Below are 16,365 nucleotides of genomic sequence, written 5' to 3'. Positions count from 1 at the left end.
ATCCACCTCCTAAAATGCTAAGGCCTGCGTTATCTGATATCTTTCATCATCAGAAAATTCAAAATTATCAAGTAAATATTTCTTGGTCGAATTTGCTAGACCATTTCTTAAGTAAACGTAGGACAAACGCTCTTCAGAATGGATTTTAGTATCAGATTTATACATAATCTCAGCTAGTTTCAATAACGATTTTTCTAACCCATCAGCAAGAAAAATATTACTCTCAAAGCGTGTAGCTTCTTGAAATTCTTGGCGATATAGCCAATTAGGGTTGTTCAATAATCGACTCATTACTTGACTTTTAGCTTTAAAAATAGTGTCAGCATAGAATTTTATTTTTTCGTAAGAATTCTGAGCCAACATTTTAATTTTTGCGAAAACAGGAGTAGATATTTGATTCTTAATTCTATTTCCAATGGATTCAACAGATAGATCTCTTAGATAAGAGTTAGTTTGAGGTTGAGTTGAATTATTATTAGGAATATATCCCGTACCTGAATCATATGTAATATCTTTTGTTTTTAAATTTCTCTTACTTAATAGAATTTTTTTCTCTTTGTTGTTAGAAATTTTTTCCGTTATTACGGAATTATTTTCCATTGTGTTTGTATCACTAATTACCTCACTAGGATATTCTTCCTTGTCAGTAGCAAAGTAAGGCATTACTAAATCTTCTTTATCAAGATCTGTTGGAGTTACTTCCACATCCTTTACATATATTCTGTGTCCGTTATTCTTAGTATCTTGAACTTCAATTAGTCCAAATTCTAATAACTCTCTTTTATAGTTCGTGATACTACGTGTAGAGACATTTAAAATTTTAGCTAGATCTTCATTAGAAAAATATATAAATAACCCCTTTTCTGCATCGTAATAAGTGTAATCTTCTTCCAGATAGTGGTAGAAGGAAATCCTAAATCTAGAGGTATACAAAGAATAAACTAACTTAGCAGTATTACTCAAAGTATGGTATTTAGGATTATTAAATAAATCTACGTCTATAAAGAGAAAATTTTGTGGAACTTTGTTTTCTTTTCGCATATTTGACACTTCCTTTTTTTACATTAACGTTTAACGGCTAAGAAGGAATCGAACCTTCTGAAGCATCCAGGATCATGCTTAGCCACAACAACTAAATTAAATAAAAAATAGATAAATAATAGGCTTCGGTAAAGCCTATGAGAATGCTGAGATTGAACTCTAGCCCTAAAGACACATTCTCCTAATAGCTACCTCGATGCGATTAATAACAGTTAGTAATAGTTTGAGTAAGCAATAATTTATTTCATGAGGTAGCCTATGGGGGTTAGTTTTTACAACTCATCAAATAGAGTTGTAATTCCTGTCGGAAGAATCGAACTTCCACGCTTAAGCGTTGCCATAACAGGAACTAATTAGTATGTTTTGTTTGGATTGATATTGATATGTTTTTTATTTTTGCAGCCATGTCAAAGCTGCTATTAGAGTTAAGGGACTCGAACCCTTACTTAGCACCTGCACTCTACTTTTCCTTCTGTTTTATTTCATTTTTAAAATAAAGATATAGGATTCTTGAAATTTCAGCATTCATACTAATATTTTTTTTAAAGGCACTTGTTTTTACTTTTTCAAACATTTCAGGAGACATTCTAAAAGTAAATCTAGGTCTTTTATTTCCTGTCATATTGACGTCAATCCTTTCTAACGATTTTATAATATCACTTTTTATAATTGACGTCAACTTGACAAATTGAATTAGTGTAATTTCTATACTATAATTTTCATCAGGATGACATCATTTAAGGAGGTAAACCATGGTTGATAAATTCACAAATGATAACGATAAAAGATTTACCTTGCGAATTGACAAGGAACTATTTGATATAGTTTCTAAGTCTGCTAAAAAAAATAAGCGATCTACTAATAAAGAAATTGAATTTGTACTTCAGCAATATTTTAACGATAATACCAATCGTAAAGGATAATATTTAAAAGTTCATTTATAGAACTATTTCTTTTTAACGCTTCTCTCTCTATCTTATTTTTTAATTCATTAGAGAGTTGAAGCGTTATTCTTTTTCTTTCCCTCATTTAAACCACCACCTTATTTGATTTTATATTTGTATAGTTAGAATCGAACTAACCTAGTAAACTAGACACCAGTCATACAAACCAAGAATAATAAAAAATACTTAAATACTTTTTGCAGCTATATCAAAGCTGCTATTAGAGTTAAGGGACTCGAACCCTTACTTAGCACCTGCACTCTACTTTTTCTTTTGTTCATTGTTTAGTTCCTTTTCTAGAGTAAATAAAATCAGTGCATTTTTTGAAACACCTAATCTTTGTGCTTTCTTTTCCAATTTAGTAGCTAATTGATCTGAAGCTCTCAAGGTAAAACGTTTATTCTTATTCGTCATTATTGCGTCACACCTTTCATTAAAATAATATCATTGCGTCATAACTTAGTCAACTATGCGTCAATGTTTTTTTTAAGTTCTTTTAAATGGTATTATTAATATGACATCGTTTTTAAGTCAGGAGGTTCTAATTATGTCTGATAATTTACCTAGATACACACTTAGGATTCCTAGAGAAAAACTAGATAAAATTAAATTTATTGCAGAATATAATGGTCGTTCTACAAACAAGGAAATTGAACGATTAATTGATGAACATATTTCTAAATTTGAAGAATCGCATAGTAAAATTAAATAGCTTTTTGCAAAACCAAAAGTATATACGTATTCATTGAAATACCTATTCTTTTGGTTTTCTTTTTTAACTTTTTGTGCATATCTTCAGGAAAAATTATTGTAATTCTTTTCCTTGTATCCATTTAAATCACCACCTTATTTGATTTTATATTTGTATAGTTAGAATCGAACTAACCTAGTAAACTAAACACCAGTCATACAAACCAAGAATAATAAAAAAATACTTTTCACAGCTTACATCCAAGCTGCTATTAGAGTTAAGGGAATCGAACCCTTACTTAGCACCTGCACTCTACTTTTTCTTTTGCTCTTTAATAAGCTCTCCAAAATCTTCATTAAATTTACTTACATATTCTATACAGGATAACAAAATTACAGAATTCACTGAATTATTGGTAGCATTAGCAACTTCTTTAATTTGCTTGTACATAAATTTAGGTATAATAACTGTTCTTCTTATTTTTTCCATTTAAACACTTCCTTTATATCACTCATCAAGTGTCACATTTATATTATCATATCACTCATTGAGTGTCAAAAAACATAATTACTTTTATGTTATAATTTCTTTGAGGTGAAATACATGACACATACTATCACTATGCGATTACCTAAAGAATTAGCAGATAATCTAACAGAGCTTGCCGACAATTTAGGTCTTACTAGGTCTGAAATGATTAGAACTGCAATCCTAAAATATGTAGTTGTTGATAATATTCCAGAATATTCACAACTCAAAGTAAGTAGCAATGATTACGTAAGATCATCAATTAAATTGAATGACTTGCTATTTTCAATAGTTGAAAATCAAGCTAAAAATAACCATACTTCAGTTAATTCACTAATTGTTTTTGCTGCTCAAAAAACTTTCGATTATTATTCAGAACTGCTAACAAAATTAGATCTTTAACATTTATTGAGGTTATTTCACTAATTTCTTTTAACGCTTCATTTACCTCTAAAGGTAAGCGAAGCGTTATTTTCTTTACATCTCCTTTATTCATTTGAACCACCGCCTTATTTGGTTACTTTTTAGTTGATTTAGCACCTGAACTCCAACATACAATCTACATTAATCAAAAAAAGTTCCAAACTCGTCATAATAGTCATCAATCATTTCATAAATGTGATATAAAATTAATGAATTCACTGTTATTCCCATTTCATTAGCCTTGACTTCTAATCTTTCATATAAAACTTTTGGCAAGACCAATGTTCTTTTTACTTTTTCTTCCATACTTTTTCTTCTCCTTTATATTTTTTTAAAAGTCCCATAACTATAAGAGAATTAACTGCTAAATGCGTACCTTTACTAATTTTTTTTAAATTACGATAAGAATCCACAGGAATTCTTATTGTTATATTTTTATTCTCATTACTCATCAAATAACCTCCTTAGACTATCTGAACAATATTTCGACCCATTTTTTGAGTTCGATTTTATTCACTTACATATTACTACGACTCCTTTTTTGTGTCAAATATATTTTTATAAAATTCTTTGCAATTTACCTTTTTTAACTTCTTTTTTGAAATATCAATTATATGGTATAATTTTCAAAGAAATTCATTTTAGATTACTTTAATAAAGGAGTTGAGAGTTATCAGCATTGAAAATAGTCGTAAACTTACAATCAGATTGCCAGATGAACTTAAGGATAATTTAAAAAATACTGCTAATGATTTAGGATTTACTCTCACTTCTTTCCTACGAATAGCAATTTTTAAATATTTAGATGTTCCTGAATTACCAGATATTGATAAGTTTGATTTACCTAAAGAAAAAGATGCTAGAATAAATTTTACTGTCAATAATTGGACATACACAATTTTGCAAAGACAATCTGATAAGTATAATTTATCTATAACCGATTTAGTGGTCTATGCTTCTCTGCATGCGCTTGATTACTACGTTCCGCTAGTTAAATTAACTAAAAATAGAAATAATTAATTCTATAACGTTCTACATTTGTAGAGCGTTTTTTAATTTCCTCCTTTCTGATATAACAAATCTAACTTAAATAAAATGAAGTACAAAGTTTCGCCACAAAATACATTCCTCCCTTCCTACAATTTGATTTTTACATAGCTGATGACAGCTGCAAGTTTTTCTGTCATATTTTAAATTTATAGGAGTTATATTTTATAAATATTATTTAGGATATTTTTTTATTACTCAGATATCTAAAATAAAAAATTGCTATTTTTATTGACTTCTTCAAAATAATTGATCAAATGTAAGATTTTAATTGTTAATAGTTAAAAAAATAAACATAGTACAAATTTGTACTACGTTTAAATTTTTATTTAATACGAATTTCAATGGCAATTATTGTAAAAATCACAAACTATGATATTTTTGTTTAAAAATATTTTTTATAAAGGATGATATTATGGATACGAATAAAATTTACAAAATAACTGTTAGAATGCCTAAAGAGTTAAGAGAAAATTTAATCTATGCTGCAAATAAATTAAACATTACATCTAACACCTTCATGAAAATTTCTTTATATTCATATTTGAATTCATCTTTCTTTAGCCTTGCTGATGCAACACCCATTAACATTTCCACAATTCCTAAAGACAGGAGTACTAAGATTAATTTAATTATTGATGCTGAGCTACATACTATATTGGAAGTATACGCTCAAAAAAACAACTTAACTATCAACGATCTAACACTTTATACAATCTTAGTATCTCTGAATGCTTATGATGAACTTGTTAAAAATAATATTAATAATTTCCAAAGTAGATTAAAGATTGCTATTGAAAATAAAGGAATCTCTCAAGCTGAACTAGCTAGACGTTCTGGTCTCAGCCGTGCTTCTATAACTGATTATTTAAAGGGAAAATATAAAGCTAAACCAGGTGCTATTTACTCGCTAGCACAAGCTTTAGATGTTGATGCTTTTTGGCTTTTAGGCTATCAAAATAATAATTAGAACTTTAGGAGAATAACTATGAATAGGGAAGAATTTTTACGTACAATAATAAAAGATAGATATGGTAGTCTTAGAGCGTTCGCAAAGAATATTGATATGCCATATACTACTTTAGTATCTATGTTAAAGAGAGGTATCAGCAATGCTGGTATTGATAATTTTTTAAAGATATGTAAATACTTGAATATTCCACCTGAATCTCTTTATGGAAATGATGCGACCTTCCTAGATAAAAGCAATATTACGTTAATTAGGAACATAAACTTACTTTCTGCAGAAAACAAGAAATTAGTTCTCGACTATATAGATTTTCTTAAAAATTCTGCACATATTGATTTAGAGATTAAAAGCTACTATAAACTCAATAGTTCAAATAAGAATAAAATCAGAGAATATTCAGATCTCTTGTATAACTCACAAAAAAATACAAATGATGTTATTTTTTAAACACCAAAGTAAGGATTAAAACATCATAAATAGTTAAAAAAATAAACATAGTGCAAATTTGTACTACGTTTAACTTTTTATTTAATTTTAAAAAGTAAATCTAATATCTATTCTAAAATAGTGATATAAATTAATAATTAAGAGTAAAAATCATAAAATGAAATAATAAGTTTAATAATGTTTAAAAACAGTTTTAATAATATTTATACAAATTAACTTTATAAATCCATAACGTTTAAAAGCTTTATAAATGTTTTATAATATTTTAAAACATTTTTATAAATAACAAACAAATTGAATATAGTTATTTTAAAAGTTATAAAACATATATTAAGTTTTATTGTATTTAATAACATTTAAAATTATTTTATATTAGACCTATTTATTACTAGCATTCAACACGATATTCATAAGCGAATATAAAACAAAAAAATTATAGTTTTGTTTAGTTTTATAAATCAGTTACTTCTAATCAATATTAAAGCACTTTATTTAATAGCTTTTATATCCAATTTATGCTAAAATCAAGGTCTAGGAAAATGAATAGTCCTTGTGGCTTTTAACTTATAATTAATTAGCACCGAAGAGAGCTACAAACGTTGATTGTATTGGCGTTTATAGCTCTTTTTTGAATGATAAAACAATCATCTATCTTTATGCTTACGAAACATTGACTTAATGACAGTAGTCTTTACATTATCCAATTCATTCAGATCATCAGAAATTGGCTTGTGCAATAATACTTCTCTTTGAGTTGGTAATGTACTTATCATCTTTTTAAATGCTTTATTCTCTTCTTCAGAATCAGCTGCAATGTAATATCTCATTAAATTGATAGTAAATTCCACTCTATCTAAATCATTAAAAGGTAACACCAAATAATTCTCTTTTTCCCATGTATTAAGCGCAGCATTAGCAGCAATTAAAGCTGTTCGCTTATTTCCATCTTGAAAAGGTTGTAGCTTACTCAATTTAGCAAAAACTTTCCAAGCGTCTTCTTCCGTTTTTTCTGAGCCATTAAATTCATTAACGATATTCTCTAAGTCCATTCTGGATATTACTTCTGGTGGATAGTATGCTTGTTGAGTGTTTTGATCAACGATAATTGCTATTCTATCATCTTCATTGTAATAAGCATTCCTTAAATGTCCTGGCATATTGGGTTCTTCATCTGAATCACTCTTAAATTCCTTGTTGATTGCTATTATTCCATCTACTGTAAAGCCGATTTTTTGAATTGCTTTAATTCCATTTAGTGCATCTGTATAGATTGCCACATCATCATTATCTTGTCTCAATGGTTTAGTTGAGTTAGTATCTAATGCCTTTTTTGTTTGTAGAACTGTACTTCCATAACTATTTAAACTACCTAATGATGTAATGAATTTTGCTAAAGCTGTATTATCTCTCGACATGCTATCCCTCCTCACTAAAATTTCTGTCTATACTACAATTTAAAATGAATAACTGTTTTTGTAAACTATTTTTATGTTATAATGTATATGAAAAGAGCCAGGAACTGCAATTCCTGACTCTAGTAGCGACCGCTTAAGACGGTGGCAAGACATAGTTTTTAGTAGTTAACCAAAACCATCGGACTCTCCAAAGTTACCGACGGTTTTTTCTTTTGCTCGAAAATTCATGCCAAATATTACGTAATTTCACTAGAGCTTCTAGTAAATCCGCAATAGCATTTACCAGTTCTATACAACTGATGATAAAGTTAGTAACTGGTTTAATAAGCCAAATTGACAAGAACCCAAGTAATGAACCTATGCTTATTAGCAAAGGTTGGTAAACCTCCTTTCTTCCAGATTTTACAGATACGTTCATACGCATCAGCTCCTTCCGTCCAGAAGTTTACCACCGTCCTATAACTTTCGCCAAAAATATTATATCATGGAAGTATCTTACTTTTCATAAATTACAGCATAAAAAGTTAATGGTTTTTGTAAACTATTTTGTGTTATAATGTATATGAAAAGAGCCAGGAACTGCAATTCCTGACTCTAGTAGCGACCGTTTAAGACGGTGGTGAGATTATTTTAACAGTATGGAACCGTCAATTCCCTACCAAAGTTATTGACGGTTTTTTCTTTTGTCATCTTTGAGCTTCTTCCATGCTTTCTTCACTCTGAAAGCTGAATCTAACATGGTAACTAGTTTAAGTTCGCAATGAGTAATAGCTGAAATTAATTTAGCCAAAACCATCACTACACCAGTTAATGCACAAAGAATCGCACCTATTTCGCTCAACCAATGAACTATGAGCATCATAGGCGGGCGAATCCTCCTTTCTTCTAGGATCAAAATTAAATGGTACATAAGCACCACATCCTTTCATAAAGGACTTCACCACCGTCTTCTAACTTTCGCCAAAAATATTATATCATGGAAGTATCTTACTTTTCATAAATTGCAGCATAAAAAGTTAATAGTTTTTGTAAACTATTTTGTGTTATAATGTATATGAAAAGAGTCAGGAACTGGAATTCCTGACCCTAGTGGCGACCGCTTAAGACGGTGGCGATAAACTAAATACTATATTTTAAAACCTTCAGTCCTTCGCCAAAAGTTACTGACGGTTTTTTCTTTTGTCATCTTTGAGCTTCTTCCACGCTTTCTTAACTTTAAAAGCTAAATCTAACATGGTAACTAGTTTACATTCGCAATGAGTAATAGCTGAAATTAATTTAGCCAAAACTATCATTACACCAGTTAATGCCCAAAGAATCGCACCTATTTCGCTCAACCAATGAACTATGAGCATCATAGGCGGGTGAATCCTCCTTTCTTTTAGGATCAAAATTAAATGGTACATAAGCACCACATCCTTTCATAAGGAACTTCACCACCGTCTTCTAACTTTCGCCAAAAATATTATATCATGGAAATAATCTTTTCTTTTATAAAATATTAAAAAAAGTGCTGAACAATTATCCAGCACTCAAAAGTAATTTCTATGTCTACTTGATTATAACAAAATCAATATATTTTTTCTACTCTCCTATTTTTTCTTTATAATTTCAAAACCACATAGATACGTTTGAAAACATTAAATAATATTATAACACACTTTATAACATCAAATTGTTAATTACAAAATCAATTAATAACATTTAAAAACAGTTATATACATTTAACAAACATTTATTATTGATTTTAAATTTATTTTATGTATAATTAAAGGTGGATTGATATTGATATAGAAAGAGGTAATTTCTATGTCAAAAAATAATGTTGTAAAGATGAATGTCGCAAATGATTTAGGTTACGGTAGTGTAAAAGCTAAGGTTAATGATACTAAAATCCATTTTCCTTCAGTGCTAGCACTACAACGTGAACAAGATATAGCAAAGCCTGTTGAGTTTGATTCAGAGAAGGAAAAATTAAGTTATCTATCTGATATGATTAATCACATGGATATAACTGTTTCTAGTTCAGCTGTTAAAACTCAAGGCCGTTTCTTACTGGGAACTGCTGCTGTCAAAAGCTCATTACCTATGAGAGCTTTTGACGTTAATGATTTTACAGGCAAATCAGATAATGATTTATCTATCATTCTAACTTTAGGTATGATTGCAGCTCAACGTGTTGCTTTAGCTGTTGAAAATGGTGAAGATTTATCTGAACAACTTAATGCTGAAGTTAATATGACTACTGCTCTACCTGTATCTGAGGGTAAAAAGAATGGTATTGTTGATAGTTATATTAACAAATACGTTAATAGTAAACATACTGTAGTCTTCCATAATCTAAAAGATCCTATCACTGTATCTCTAACCTTCAACAAAGTTTATGTTGCTCTAGAAGGCGAAGTAGCACAACTTTATATTCAAAATAGTGATATCAAACTAAAGGGATTAATTAAGAAAGATTTTGCTAAAAATTATCCCGAATTAGCTACAGAGATTGAAGTAACTGATTTAGTCAAAATCAGAAACTTATTAGGTATAGATATTGGTGAAGGAACAACAGATCTAGTTGTTATTAAAGACGGTAAAGCTAATGCCGTCTCATCAACTAGCTTACCCAATGGTTATGGAAATGCACTACAAGATGCAATTGACGTCTTACAAACGCAAAATATGAATTTTGAGGCCCGTTCACAGTTACAGGATTACTTATCCCAAGACGTATCCCCTTTAGCTAAGAGAATGCAAAATAAGGTACGTCAGACTGTGTTTGAACAATTAGCACCCTTCGCAGATAAGATTGTTGAAGCCGCAAGTAAAACTATGAGAAAAGCTGGAGCAAATGTTGAAGTTCTATATGTTTATGGCGGAGGATCAATTCCTATGTTAGAACAGACTAAACTTCGTCAAAAATTGGCTCAAAAAATGAAAGACTTCTCTGGAGGTATTGACGTACCTGTAATTTGGATTGATAAGTCTTATGCACAAATTTTAAATGAGAAAGGACTAGAATTAGTCTTAAATGTACTTAAATAAGATTAGGAAGTGATAATTTATGGCTAGACCAACAAAGGATCCTTCAACCAAATCATACACTATCACTGTTGATGGTATATATCGTGAATGGATGGATGCGCAAGATAATAAAAGTGTTTCAATTAGAAATTTGATTAAGCTAGCGCTTGAATTAGTTGGTGATGGTGATTTTACAGAAGCTTTGATTAAGAAAGCTGCTAGCACCTCTGCATATTCAGAGAAAGCCTCACAAGTAATATCCAACTTCAATGAAGAGAAAGTTGCTGATACTGCACATCAACAAAAGCTTGATGATGTGAATCAAAAATTAGCTGATCTACAAGCTGAACGTGAAGCGTTATTGAATGAAAAAGCAGATAATACTACTGGTATAGATTTATCTATGCTATCTACAAAATTTGATAAATAAGTAAGTCCTAGAGCCGTCTAGGGCTTTTTTATTGCAAAAAAATAACCTAGCTACTGCTAGGCTTTACCGAATTGAAAGGTTCCTATGTTTTTTTATCTAATTAATTGTTGTTTTTTGTTAAATTCTGAGAATTTTGAGTTCTGATTAAGTTCTGAGTCAATAGTTATTAATTACTATTTTTTGAATTTACTATATACTGTTAAATCCTATCTTTTCCTTATTTGACAGTATTTGATCATTTTTGAGTTTAAATAAGTAAAATCATATTTTTTCAGAAAGTTAAAATAACTTTTTATTTTATTGGAAATTAATTTCCTAATTTTGATTTTAATAATCTGTCTACGATCTGTTGTTTTTAAAGGCAAATTTGTATTATATAACTGATTCCATTCAATAATCCTTTATCAAAACAATTATATTAACATACCAATCCTTATATTATATGGATATTCAACTTTTTAAATAAGTAAAAACAATTATTTACTTATATTTTCAATTTTACCCTTGCTTTTATTCGTAAATAAGAGTAGAGTTATACTTGTAAGTTAGGGAAAGCATTTACATTTATTAAGGTGGTAATTATATATGAATAAAATTATTATTAGCAAGTTAAACAATGACGAAAATAAGATTGAATGGCGTATTTCTAACAGTGAAACTGGACATTACTTAAATATTTCAATTTCCCGTGCATTAGAAGATGCTATGAAGAAAAAGCGTAATTTATCCTTTAACCGCTTTGAATCTGAACAAATTAACAATTTGTCTCACTTAGTTACAAACATTCAAGAAGACTATGTTCTTAATATTGATGAATCCAATATTAGTTCTAGTTATTTACCATTAAGGGGTATCGACGCATTATCATATATGAAAACCGTCGAATAAGTGATTATAAGCATTAAATTAAGTTGTTATTTTAATACTTATCTTGGATATACTTAAGTATTCTTAATTGATTAAAGATTTGGCTGTCAACAATCTCTATTTTAATGATAGAGATTGTTTTTTTGTTAAATATTTTACAGTTGCATTGTTTTTGGCTAATTAAATATTTAAATTCTCTTATTATTCCTTTGTATTCTTGCTATCTCTACTTTTTAGGTTTATATTAATTCTAGTTATTTTTCGAAAGGAATGGTTACATGTATTACAATGCAGCTCTAGTTTTAGAAGGTGGTGCAATGCGTGGCCTCTATACTTCTGGCGTTCTAGATACCTTTTTGGAACATGATATTCAATTTGATTGTGTTATTGGAGTTTCTGCAGGGTCTCTAAATGGTGCTAATTTCGTTTCAAAACAATATCAAAGAACTTATAATGTAAATGTTAAATACCGTAAAGATCATGACTATATCTCTTTAGCACGCCCTTTTAAGCATGAAAGTATTATTAACTTAGATTTCTTATTTGATGATCATGGATTAGATTGGCATAATTTCGATAATAAAGCTTATTTAAAGTCTGAAACTGATTTTATTGTTGTAGCTACTTCTCTAGAAAGCGGAAAAGCTGTGACGCTACGTAATCCCCAACCTGGCCAAGACTTAATTGATGCTTTAGAAGCTTCTTCATCTATGCCTTTCATCTCAAAGCCACATAATACTTCTAAAGGACTTTGTCTAGATGGTGGTATTGCTAACTCTATCCCTTTTGATATCGCTCAAAAAATGGGTTTTCAAAAAATTGTAGTTGTTCGTACTCGTCCACGTGATTATCGCAAAAAGCCTACTAGTTTTGCTTTAAAACGCCTCTACAGTAATAGCTTCAAGGAATACCCAGAATTCGTTAAAACGGCTATCAGACGCCCTGAAATGTATAATCATTCTGTTGAAGTTTTAAATAAACTTGAACACAACGACGAAATTTTTTGTTTAGCACCCAAGGATCCAGTTAAAGTTGGTAGGCTTGAACACAATACTAAAAAGATGACTGAACTCTATAATATAGGTAGAAATGATGCTGAAAGTAATCTTGAAGCAATGCTTAACTATCTTCAAAAAAGTGAACCCCTATATGACTAAAAATACATTTTAAAACTAAAAAACATGGTATCTACTTAGCAAAACTAAGCGATACCATGTTTTTATTTTATATTTGCCAATTTAGCTAGCTTGGTTGTTGATCCAAAGTATTAATGCCTGGATACCAATCTTTATATCCTTGATATCTATCTACTTCTAGCAGTTTTTCAGCATTTTTTACTCTTTCTGGCGTAGGAGGCTCAACACCTTCAAGACGATATCTGATACCCATTTCATGATACTTATGAACGCCCATTGTATGATAAGGTAATACTTCAAATTTTTCGACATTATGAAGATTTTCCTTAACATACTCGCCCAATTGTTTCAAGTATTCATCATTATCCGTGATGCCTGGGATAAGGACATGACGAATCCAAACAGGTTTCCCTATGCTAGAAAGATATTCGCACATATCCAAAATATTATCATTTGGGAATCCGGTTAATCTCTTATGTTCGTCCGAATTAATATGCTTGATATCAACTAATAGAATGTCGGTATAGTCCATTAACTCATTGAACTTACTAAACCAAGGTTCTCTTCTTGTAAATGGCTGTCCACAAGTGTCCAAACAAGTGCTAATACCTTCTTCCTTGCACATCTTGAATAACTCTAGTGCAAAATCTATTTGCAATAGAATTTCACCACCTGATAAAGTTATTCCACCTTTGTCGCCCCAAAAGCTACGATAAGGAAGTGCCTTATTTAGAACTTCTTCAGTCGTCATTTGTGAACCTACCCTTGTTTTCCAAGTGTCCGGATTGTGACAGAATTTACACCTCATATGGCAACCTTGCATAAAAGCGACAAAACGTATACCTGGTCCATCGACAGCCCCAAAAGTTTCCAAAGAATGTACATAGCCTACGACATGACCGTCTTTAGTTGGAACTGGATTCAATAAAGGATTAGCACTCATTCTCTCCACCTACTCTCTTCTAAATATTACATTGAAGTATGGAAGGTTCTTGCAATAACGTCATCTTGTTGTTCTTTAGTTAGATCAGCAAAGTATACACAGTAACCTGAAACACGAATTGTTAATGTTGGATACTTCTCTGGATGTGCTTGAGCATCTAATAAAGTATCTCTATTGAATACATTAATATTCAAATGATGACCATCTTTTCTCATATAGCCTCCGATCATGTTTACTAATGTATCTTCTTGCATCTTTTCATCATGACCCAATGTTGTTGGTGTTACAGCAAATGTATTAGAAATACCATCTGTAGCATACTTGTATGGTAATTTAGCAACAGATAATAATGATGCTAAAGCACCTGTTGTATCTGCTCCGTATGCTGGGTTAGCACCTGGTGCAAATGGTTCACCCTTTTGACGACCATTTGGAGTAGTACCTGTGTTCTTACCATAAACAACATTTGAAGTAATTGTAAGAACGGATGTTGTTAACTTAGCTCCACGATATAGATGATGCTTGCTCATCTTAGTAAATAGTTCCTTAACAAGCCATGCAGCAATATCGTCAACACGATCATCATCGTTACCATAACGAGGGAAGTCATGATCTGCTTTAAAGTCAACAGCAATACCATCTTCGTCACGAATTACTTTAACATGTCCGTACTTGATAGCTGAAATTGAGTCAGCAGCAACAGACAATCCAGAAATACCTGTAGCAAAGCTACGATCTACTAATGTATCTTTCAATGCCATTTGTGCTGATTCATAGTAATACTTGTCATGCATGTAATGAATTGTGTTCAAAGCATTTACATAAATATCAGCAATCCATTCCATCATGTCATCGAATTTCTTCATGAATTCATCGTAGTCAATGTATTCTGAGCTAATTGGTTCGTATGCAGGACCTACTTGTTGTTTTGTAAGTTCATCCTTACCACCATTGATAGCATACAATACAGCCTTAGCTAGATTTGCACGAGCTCCGAAGAATTGCATACCATTTGCAATTGGTTGTGCAGATACACAGCAAGCAATGCCATAGTAGTCTGTTCCCCATGTCTTCATCATTAAGTCATCGTTTTCGTATTGAATTGTAGAACTTGCAATAGATACACTTGCAGCATAGTGCTTAAATGATTCAGGCAAACGATCAGACCAAAGTAATGTGATATTTGGTTCTGGTGCGGCACCCATATTATGCAATGTATTTAAGAAACGATATGATGTCTTAGTTACATGGTGACGTCCATCTAAGCCCATACCAGCAATTGATAATGTTGCCCAGATAGGGTTACCTGAGAATAGTGAGTTGTAAGCTGGTGTACGAATGAAGCATACCATTCTCAATTTCATTGTGAATTGGTCAATTAATTCTTGTGCTTCTTTTTCAGTTAAAATACCACGCTTCATATCACGTTCAATGTAAATATCGATGAATGAATCGATACGACCAATAGACATAGCAGCACCATTTTGTTGTTTAATAGATGCTAAATATCCAAAGTATAACCATTGAATTGCTTCTTTAGCTGTTGTAGCTGGTTTGGAAATGTCATAGCCATAAGACTCAGCCATAATCTTCATATCATTTAAGGCTTTGATTTGATCAGAAATCTCTTCACGCATTTGGATTATGTCGTTAGTCATCTCACCATCGCCACAATTTTCCAAATCTTTTTTCTTTTCTTCGATTAAACGATCAATACCATACAATGCAACACGTGGGAAGTCACCAATCAAACGGCCACGACCATATGCATCTGGTAGTCCAGTGATAATCTTGTTGTGGCGAGCTTTCATGATTTCGCTTGTGTATGCATCAAATACACCTTGGTTATGTGTCTTAGATAGCTTTTCAAATACGAAGTCTGTTTCTGGATCAATCTTAAATCCATAAGCTTCCAAAGCACCTTTAGCCATTCTGATACCACCATATGGCATAAGTGCACGTTTCATAGGTTTATCTGTTTGTAAACCAACAATCTTTTCTAATGACTTGTCTAAATAACCTGGTTTATGAGATGTAATTGTTGATACTACTTTTGTATCAGCTTCAAGAGGTCCACCATGTGCACGTTCTTTTAATTTTAAGTCGATTAATTTATCGTTTAACTTCGTTGTAGCTTCGGTTGGTCCTTCAAGGAAAGATTGATCTCCATCATATGGAGTGAAGTTATCTTGAATAAATTCACGAATATCAATTTCTTCTTTCCATTCTTTTCCTCTAAATCCTTCCCAAGCATCTTTTACATCAACGTTTTGCATTTGAGTCTTTTCAACCATACCCAAAGCCTCCTTTGTGATTTTTAAGAAAACGTTTTCTACACTGTTAATACTACACCTTAGTTAAATTAAATTCAATGAAAAATCGTTAACAATGTTTTTTATTTTCAAAAAATATTATAAACGCTATCATTTATTTTAATCATTATAAATGTTAATATGACAATATTTTTG

Annotated in this window: 22 protein-coding genes; 10 read left to right on the top strand and 12 right to left on the bottom strand. The window is 30.8% G+C overall.

Features of this window, described 5'->3' with window-relative positions:
* Positions 1-9 precede the first annotated feature (9 nt).
* Both PTA89_RS09985 and PTA89_RS09980 read right to left on the bottom strand, forming a co-directional pair.
* Positions 10-1,041: a replication initiator protein A gene (locus PTA89_RS09985; RefSeq protein ID WP_095759052.1), complete on the bottom strand. Its 1,032-nt coding sequence runs from the start codon at positions 1,039-1,041 to the stop codon at positions 10-12.
* Positions 1,042-1,501: 460 nt separating this feature from the next.
* Positions 1,502-1,663 (bottom strand): Arc family DNA-binding protein, encoded by a 162-nt coding sequence (locus tag PTA89_RS09980; RefSeq protein WP_324177478.1) that lies wholly within the window; start codon positions 1,661-1,663, stop codon positions 1,502-1,504.
* 130 nt (positions 1,664-1,793) lie between these two features.
* On the opposite strand from PTA89_RS09980, the gene PTA89_RS09975 reads away from it, so the two are divergent.
* Entirely contained in the window at positions 1,794-1,964 is a 171-nt protein-coding gene (locus PTA89_RS09975) for an Arc family DNA-binding protein (protein ID WP_080767600.1), read from the top strand.
* 282 nt (positions 1,965-2,246) lie between these two features.
* Here the strand turns inward: PTA89_RS09975 and PTA89_RS09970 are convergent, their stop codons facing one another.
* Positions 2,247-2,399, bottom strand: a complete 153-nt coding sequence (locus tag PTA89_RS09970) for a toxin-antitoxin system HicB family antitoxin (RefSeq protein ID WP_157905547.1) — start codon at positions 2,397-2,399, stop codon at positions 2,247-2,249.
* A 133-nt stretch (positions 2,400-2,532) separates the two neighbouring features.
* Between PTA89_RS09970 and PTA89_RS09965 the strand changes: the two genes are divergently transcribed.
* Positions 2,533-2,697: an Arc family DNA-binding protein gene (locus PTA89_RS09965; protein ID WP_094372102.1), complete on the top strand. Its 165-nt coding sequence runs from the start codon at positions 2,533-2,535 to the stop codon at positions 2,695-2,697.
* Here the strand turns inward: PTA89_RS09965 and PTA89_RS09960 are convergent.
* Together PTA89_RS09960 and PTA89_RS09955 are read right to left on the bottom strand one after the other, a co-directional pair.
* A complete protein-coding gene (locus PTA89_RS09960) occupies positions 2,690-2,818 on the bottom strand; it encodes a hypothetical protein (protein WP_259283935.1) in 129 nt (42 codons plus the stop codon). The genes PTA89_RS09965 and PTA89_RS09960 overlap by 8 nt on opposite strands.
* 170 nt (positions 2,819-2,988) lie before the next feature.
* Positions 2,989-3,165, bottom strand: coding sequence for a hypothetical protein (locus PTA89_RS09955; protein WP_157905546.1), 177 nt, complete (start codon positions 3,163-3,165; stop codon positions 2,989-2,991).
* Between the two features lie 114 nt (positions 3,166-3,279).
* Here PTA89_RS09955 and PTA89_RS09950 point away from each other — a divergent pair, with 114 nt between their 5' ends.
* A complete protein-coding gene (locus PTA89_RS09950) occupies positions 3,280-3,606 on the top strand; it encodes a ribbon-helix-helix protein, CopG family (RefSeq protein WP_094372101.1) in 327 nt (108 codons plus the stop codon).
* A 162-nt stretch (positions 3,607-3,768) separates the two neighbouring features.
* Here PTA89_RS09950 and PTA89_RS09945 read toward each other — a convergent pair whose 3' ends face one another.
* Together PTA89_RS09945 and PTA89_RS09940 are read right to left on the bottom strand one after the other, a co-directional pair.
* Positions 3,769-3,933, bottom strand: a complete 165-nt coding sequence (locus PTA89_RS09945; protein WP_157905545.1) for a hypothetical protein — start codon at positions 3,931-3,933, stop codon at positions 3,769-3,771.
* A complete protein-coding gene (locus PTA89_RS09940) occupies positions 3,918-4,079 on the bottom strand; it encodes a hypothetical protein (protein ID WP_157905544.1) in 162 nt (53 codons plus the stop codon). The genes PTA89_RS09945 and PTA89_RS09940 overlap by 16 nt, the downstream gene beginning before the upstream one ends.
* Positions 4,080-4,290: 211 nt before the next feature.
* Between PTA89_RS09940 and PTA89_RS09935 the strand changes: the two genes are divergently transcribed.
* The 3 genes from PTA89_RS09935 to PTA89_RS09925 all read left to right on the top strand — a co-directional run bounded on the left by PTA89_RS09935 (position 4,291) and on the right by PTA89_RS09925 (position 6,091).
* Positions 4,291-4,647 (top strand): hypothetical protein, encoded by a 357-nt coding sequence (locus PTA89_RS09935; RefSeq protein WP_095761270.1) that lies wholly within the window; start codon positions 4,291-4,293, stop codon positions 4,645-4,647.
* Positions 4,648-5,089: 442 nt separating this feature from the next.
* Complete coding sequence (locus tag PTA89_RS09930; protein WP_095759569.1) at positions 5,090-5,644, top strand: helix-turn-helix domain-containing protein; 555 nt, start codon at positions 5,090-5,092, stop codon at positions 5,642-5,644.
* A gap of 18 nt (positions 5,645-5,662) precedes the next feature.
* Positions 5,663-6,091 carry a helix-turn-helix domain-containing protein gene (locus PTA89_RS09925; RefSeq protein WP_095759049.1) on the top strand — a complete coding sequence of 143 codons (429 nt, stop codon included), beginning with the start codon at positions 5,663-5,665 and terminating at the stop codon, positions 6,089-6,091.
* 644 nt (positions 6,092-6,735) lie between these two features.
* On the opposite strand, the gene PTA89_RS09920 is transcribed toward PTA89_RS09925, so the two are convergent.
* The 3 genes from PTA89_RS09920 to PTA89_RS09910 form a co-directional block, all read right to left on the bottom strand.
* On the bottom strand, positions 6,736-7,506 hold the full coding sequence (locus tag PTA89_RS09920) for a Fic family protein (protein ID WP_164480351.1): 771 nt from the start codon (positions 7,504-7,506) through the stop codon (positions 6,736-6,738).
* Between the two features lie 664 nt (positions 7,507-8,170).
* Complete coding sequence (locus PTA89_RS09915; protein ID WP_223686953.1) at positions 8,171-8,368, bottom strand: hypothetical protein; 198 nt, start codon at positions 8,366-8,368, stop codon at positions 8,171-8,173.
* A gap of 298 nt (positions 8,369-8,666) precedes the next feature.
* On the bottom strand, positions 8,667-8,864 hold the full coding sequence (locus PTA89_RS09910; RefSeq protein ID WP_003699182.1) for a hypothetical protein: 198 nt from the start codon (positions 8,862-8,864) through the stop codon (positions 8,667-8,669).
* A gap of 451 nt (positions 8,865-9,315) precedes the next feature.
* Here PTA89_RS09910 and PTA89_RS09905 point away from each other — a divergent pair, with 451 nt between their 5' ends.
* From PTA89_RS09905 to PTA89_RS09890, 4 genes are all read left to right on the top strand, one after another.
* Positions 9,316-10,542: a ParM/StbA family protein gene (locus PTA89_RS09905; RefSeq protein WP_324177477.1), complete on the top strand. Its 1,227-nt coding sequence runs from the start codon at positions 9,316-9,318 to the stop codon at positions 10,540-10,542.
* Between the two features lie 19 nt (positions 10,543-10,561).
* Complete coding sequence (locus PTA89_RS09900) at positions 10,562-10,951, top strand: hypothetical protein (RefSeq protein ID WP_003699492.1); 390 nt, start codon at positions 10,562-10,564, stop codon at positions 10,949-10,951.
* Between the two features lie 585 nt (positions 10,952-11,536).
* Positions 11,537-11,839: a hypothetical protein gene (locus PTA89_RS09895; protein ID WP_003699490.1), complete on the top strand. Its 303-nt coding sequence runs from the start codon at positions 11,537-11,539 to the stop codon at positions 11,837-11,839.
* A gap of 257 nt (positions 11,840-12,096) precedes the next feature.
* On the top strand, positions 12,097-12,975 hold the full coding sequence (locus PTA89_RS09890; RefSeq protein WP_003708476.1) for a patatin-like phospholipase family protein: 879 nt from the start codon (positions 12,097-12,099) through the stop codon (positions 12,973-12,975).
* A gap of 85 nt (positions 12,976-13,060) precedes the next feature.
* On the opposite strand, the gene pflA is transcribed toward PTA89_RS09890, so the two are convergent.
* Together pflA and pflB are read right to left on the bottom strand one after the other, a co-directional pair.
* On the bottom strand, positions 13,061-13,897 hold the full coding sequence (gene pflA, locus PTA89_RS09885; RefSeq protein WP_081531053.1) for a pyruvate formate-lyase-activating protein: 837 nt from the start codon (positions 13,895-13,897) through the stop codon (positions 13,061-13,063).
* 26 nt (positions 13,898-13,923) lie between these two features.
* A complete protein-coding gene (gene pflB / locus PTA89_RS09880; RefSeq protein WP_003706787.1) occupies positions 13,924-16,191 on the bottom strand; it encodes a formate C-acetyltransferase in 2,268 nt (755 codons plus the stop codon).
* Positions 16,192-16,365: the final 174 nt, after the last annotated feature.

Source organism: Ligilactobacillus salivarius (assembly GCF_035231985.1).
Lineage (GTDB): Bacteria > Bacillota > Bacilli > Lactobacillales > Lactobacillaceae > Ligilactobacillus > Ligilactobacillus salivarius.
This window is presented reverse-complemented; position numbering and strand designations above follow the sequence as displayed.

Excerpts from the sequence above, each read along its gene's own strand:
- PTA89_RS09985 (WP_095759052.1), bottom strand. The coding sequence starts at position 1,041 with ATGCGAAAAGAAAACAAAGTTCCACAAAATTTTCTCTTTATAGACGTA.
- pflA (WP_081531053.1), bottom strand. The coding sequence starts at position 13,897 with ATGAGTGCTAATCCTTTATTGAATCCAGTTCCAACTAAAGACGGTCAT.
- PTA89_RS09975 (WP_080767600.1), top strand. The coding sequence starts at position 1,794 with ATGGTTGATAAATTCACAAATGATAACGATAAAAGATTTACCTTGCGA.
- pflB (WP_003706787.1), bottom strand. The coding sequence starts at position 16,191 with ATGGTTGAAAAGACTCAAATGCAAAACGTTGATGTAAAAGATGCTTGG.
- PTA89_RS09965 (WP_094372102.1), top strand. The coding sequence starts at position 2,533 with ATGTCTGATAATTTACCTAGATACACACTTAGGATTCCTAGAGAAAAA.
- PTA89_RS09940 (WP_157905544.1), bottom strand. The coding sequence starts at position 4,079 with ATGAGTAATGAGAATAAAAATATAACAATAAGAATTCCTGTGGATTCT.
- PTA89_RS09890 (WP_003708476.1), top strand. The coding sequence starts at position 12,097 with ATGTATTACAATGCAGCTCTAGTTTTAGAAGGTGGTGCAATGCGTGGC.
- PTA89_RS09915 (WP_223686953.1), bottom strand. The coding sequence starts at position 8,368 with ATGATGCTCATAGTTCATTGGTTGAGCGAAATAGGTGCGATTCTTTGT.
- PTA89_RS09955 (WP_157905546.1), bottom strand. The coding sequence starts at position 3,165 with ATGGAAAAAATAAGAAGAACAGTTATTATACCTAAATTTATGTACAAG.
- PTA89_RS09980 (WP_324177478.1), bottom strand. The coding sequence starts at position 1,663 with ATGACAGGAAATAAAAGACCTAGATTTACTTTTAGAATGTCTCCTGAA.
- PTA89_RS09950 (WP_094372101.1), top strand. The coding sequence starts at position 3,280 with ATGACACATACTATCACTATGCGATTACCTAAAGAATTAGCAGATAAT.
- PTA89_RS09970 (WP_157905547.1), bottom strand. The coding sequence starts at position 2,399 with ATGACGAATAAGAATAAACGTTTTACCTTGAGAGCTTCAGATCAATTA.
- PTA89_RS09920 (WP_164480351.1), bottom strand. The coding sequence starts at position 7,506 with ATGTCGAGAGATAATACAGCTTTAGCAAAATTCATTACATCATTAGGT.
- PTA89_RS09925 (WP_095759049.1), top strand. The coding sequence starts at position 5,663 with ATGAATAGGGAAGAATTTTTACGTACAATAATAAAAGATAGATATGGT.
- PTA89_RS09900 (WP_003699492.1), top strand. The coding sequence starts at position 10,562 with ATGGCTAGACCAACAAAGGATCCTTCAACCAAATCATACACTATCACT.
- PTA89_RS09930 (WP_095759569.1), top strand. The coding sequence starts at position 5,090 with ATGGATACGAATAAAATTTACAAAATAACTGTTAGAATGCCTAAAGAG.
- PTA89_RS09910 (WP_003699182.1), bottom strand. The coding sequence starts at position 8,864 with ATGATGCTCATAGTTCATTGGTTGAGCGAAATAGGTGCGATTCTTTGG.
- PTA89_RS09895 (WP_003699490.1), top strand. The coding sequence starts at position 11,537 with ATGAATAAAATTATTATTAGCAAGTTAAACAATGACGAAAATAAGATT.
- PTA89_RS09905 (WP_324177477.1), top strand. The coding sequence starts at position 9,316 with ATGTCAAAAAATAATGTTGTAAAGATGAATGTCGCAAATGATTTAGGT.
- PTA89_RS09960 (WP_259283935.1), bottom strand. The coding sequence starts at position 2,818 with ATGGATACAAGGAAAAGAATTACAATAATTTTTCCTGAAGATATGCAC.
- PTA89_RS09945 (WP_157905545.1), bottom strand. The coding sequence starts at position 3,933 with ATGGAAGAAAAAGTAAAAAGAACATTGGTCTTGCCAAAAGTTTTATAT.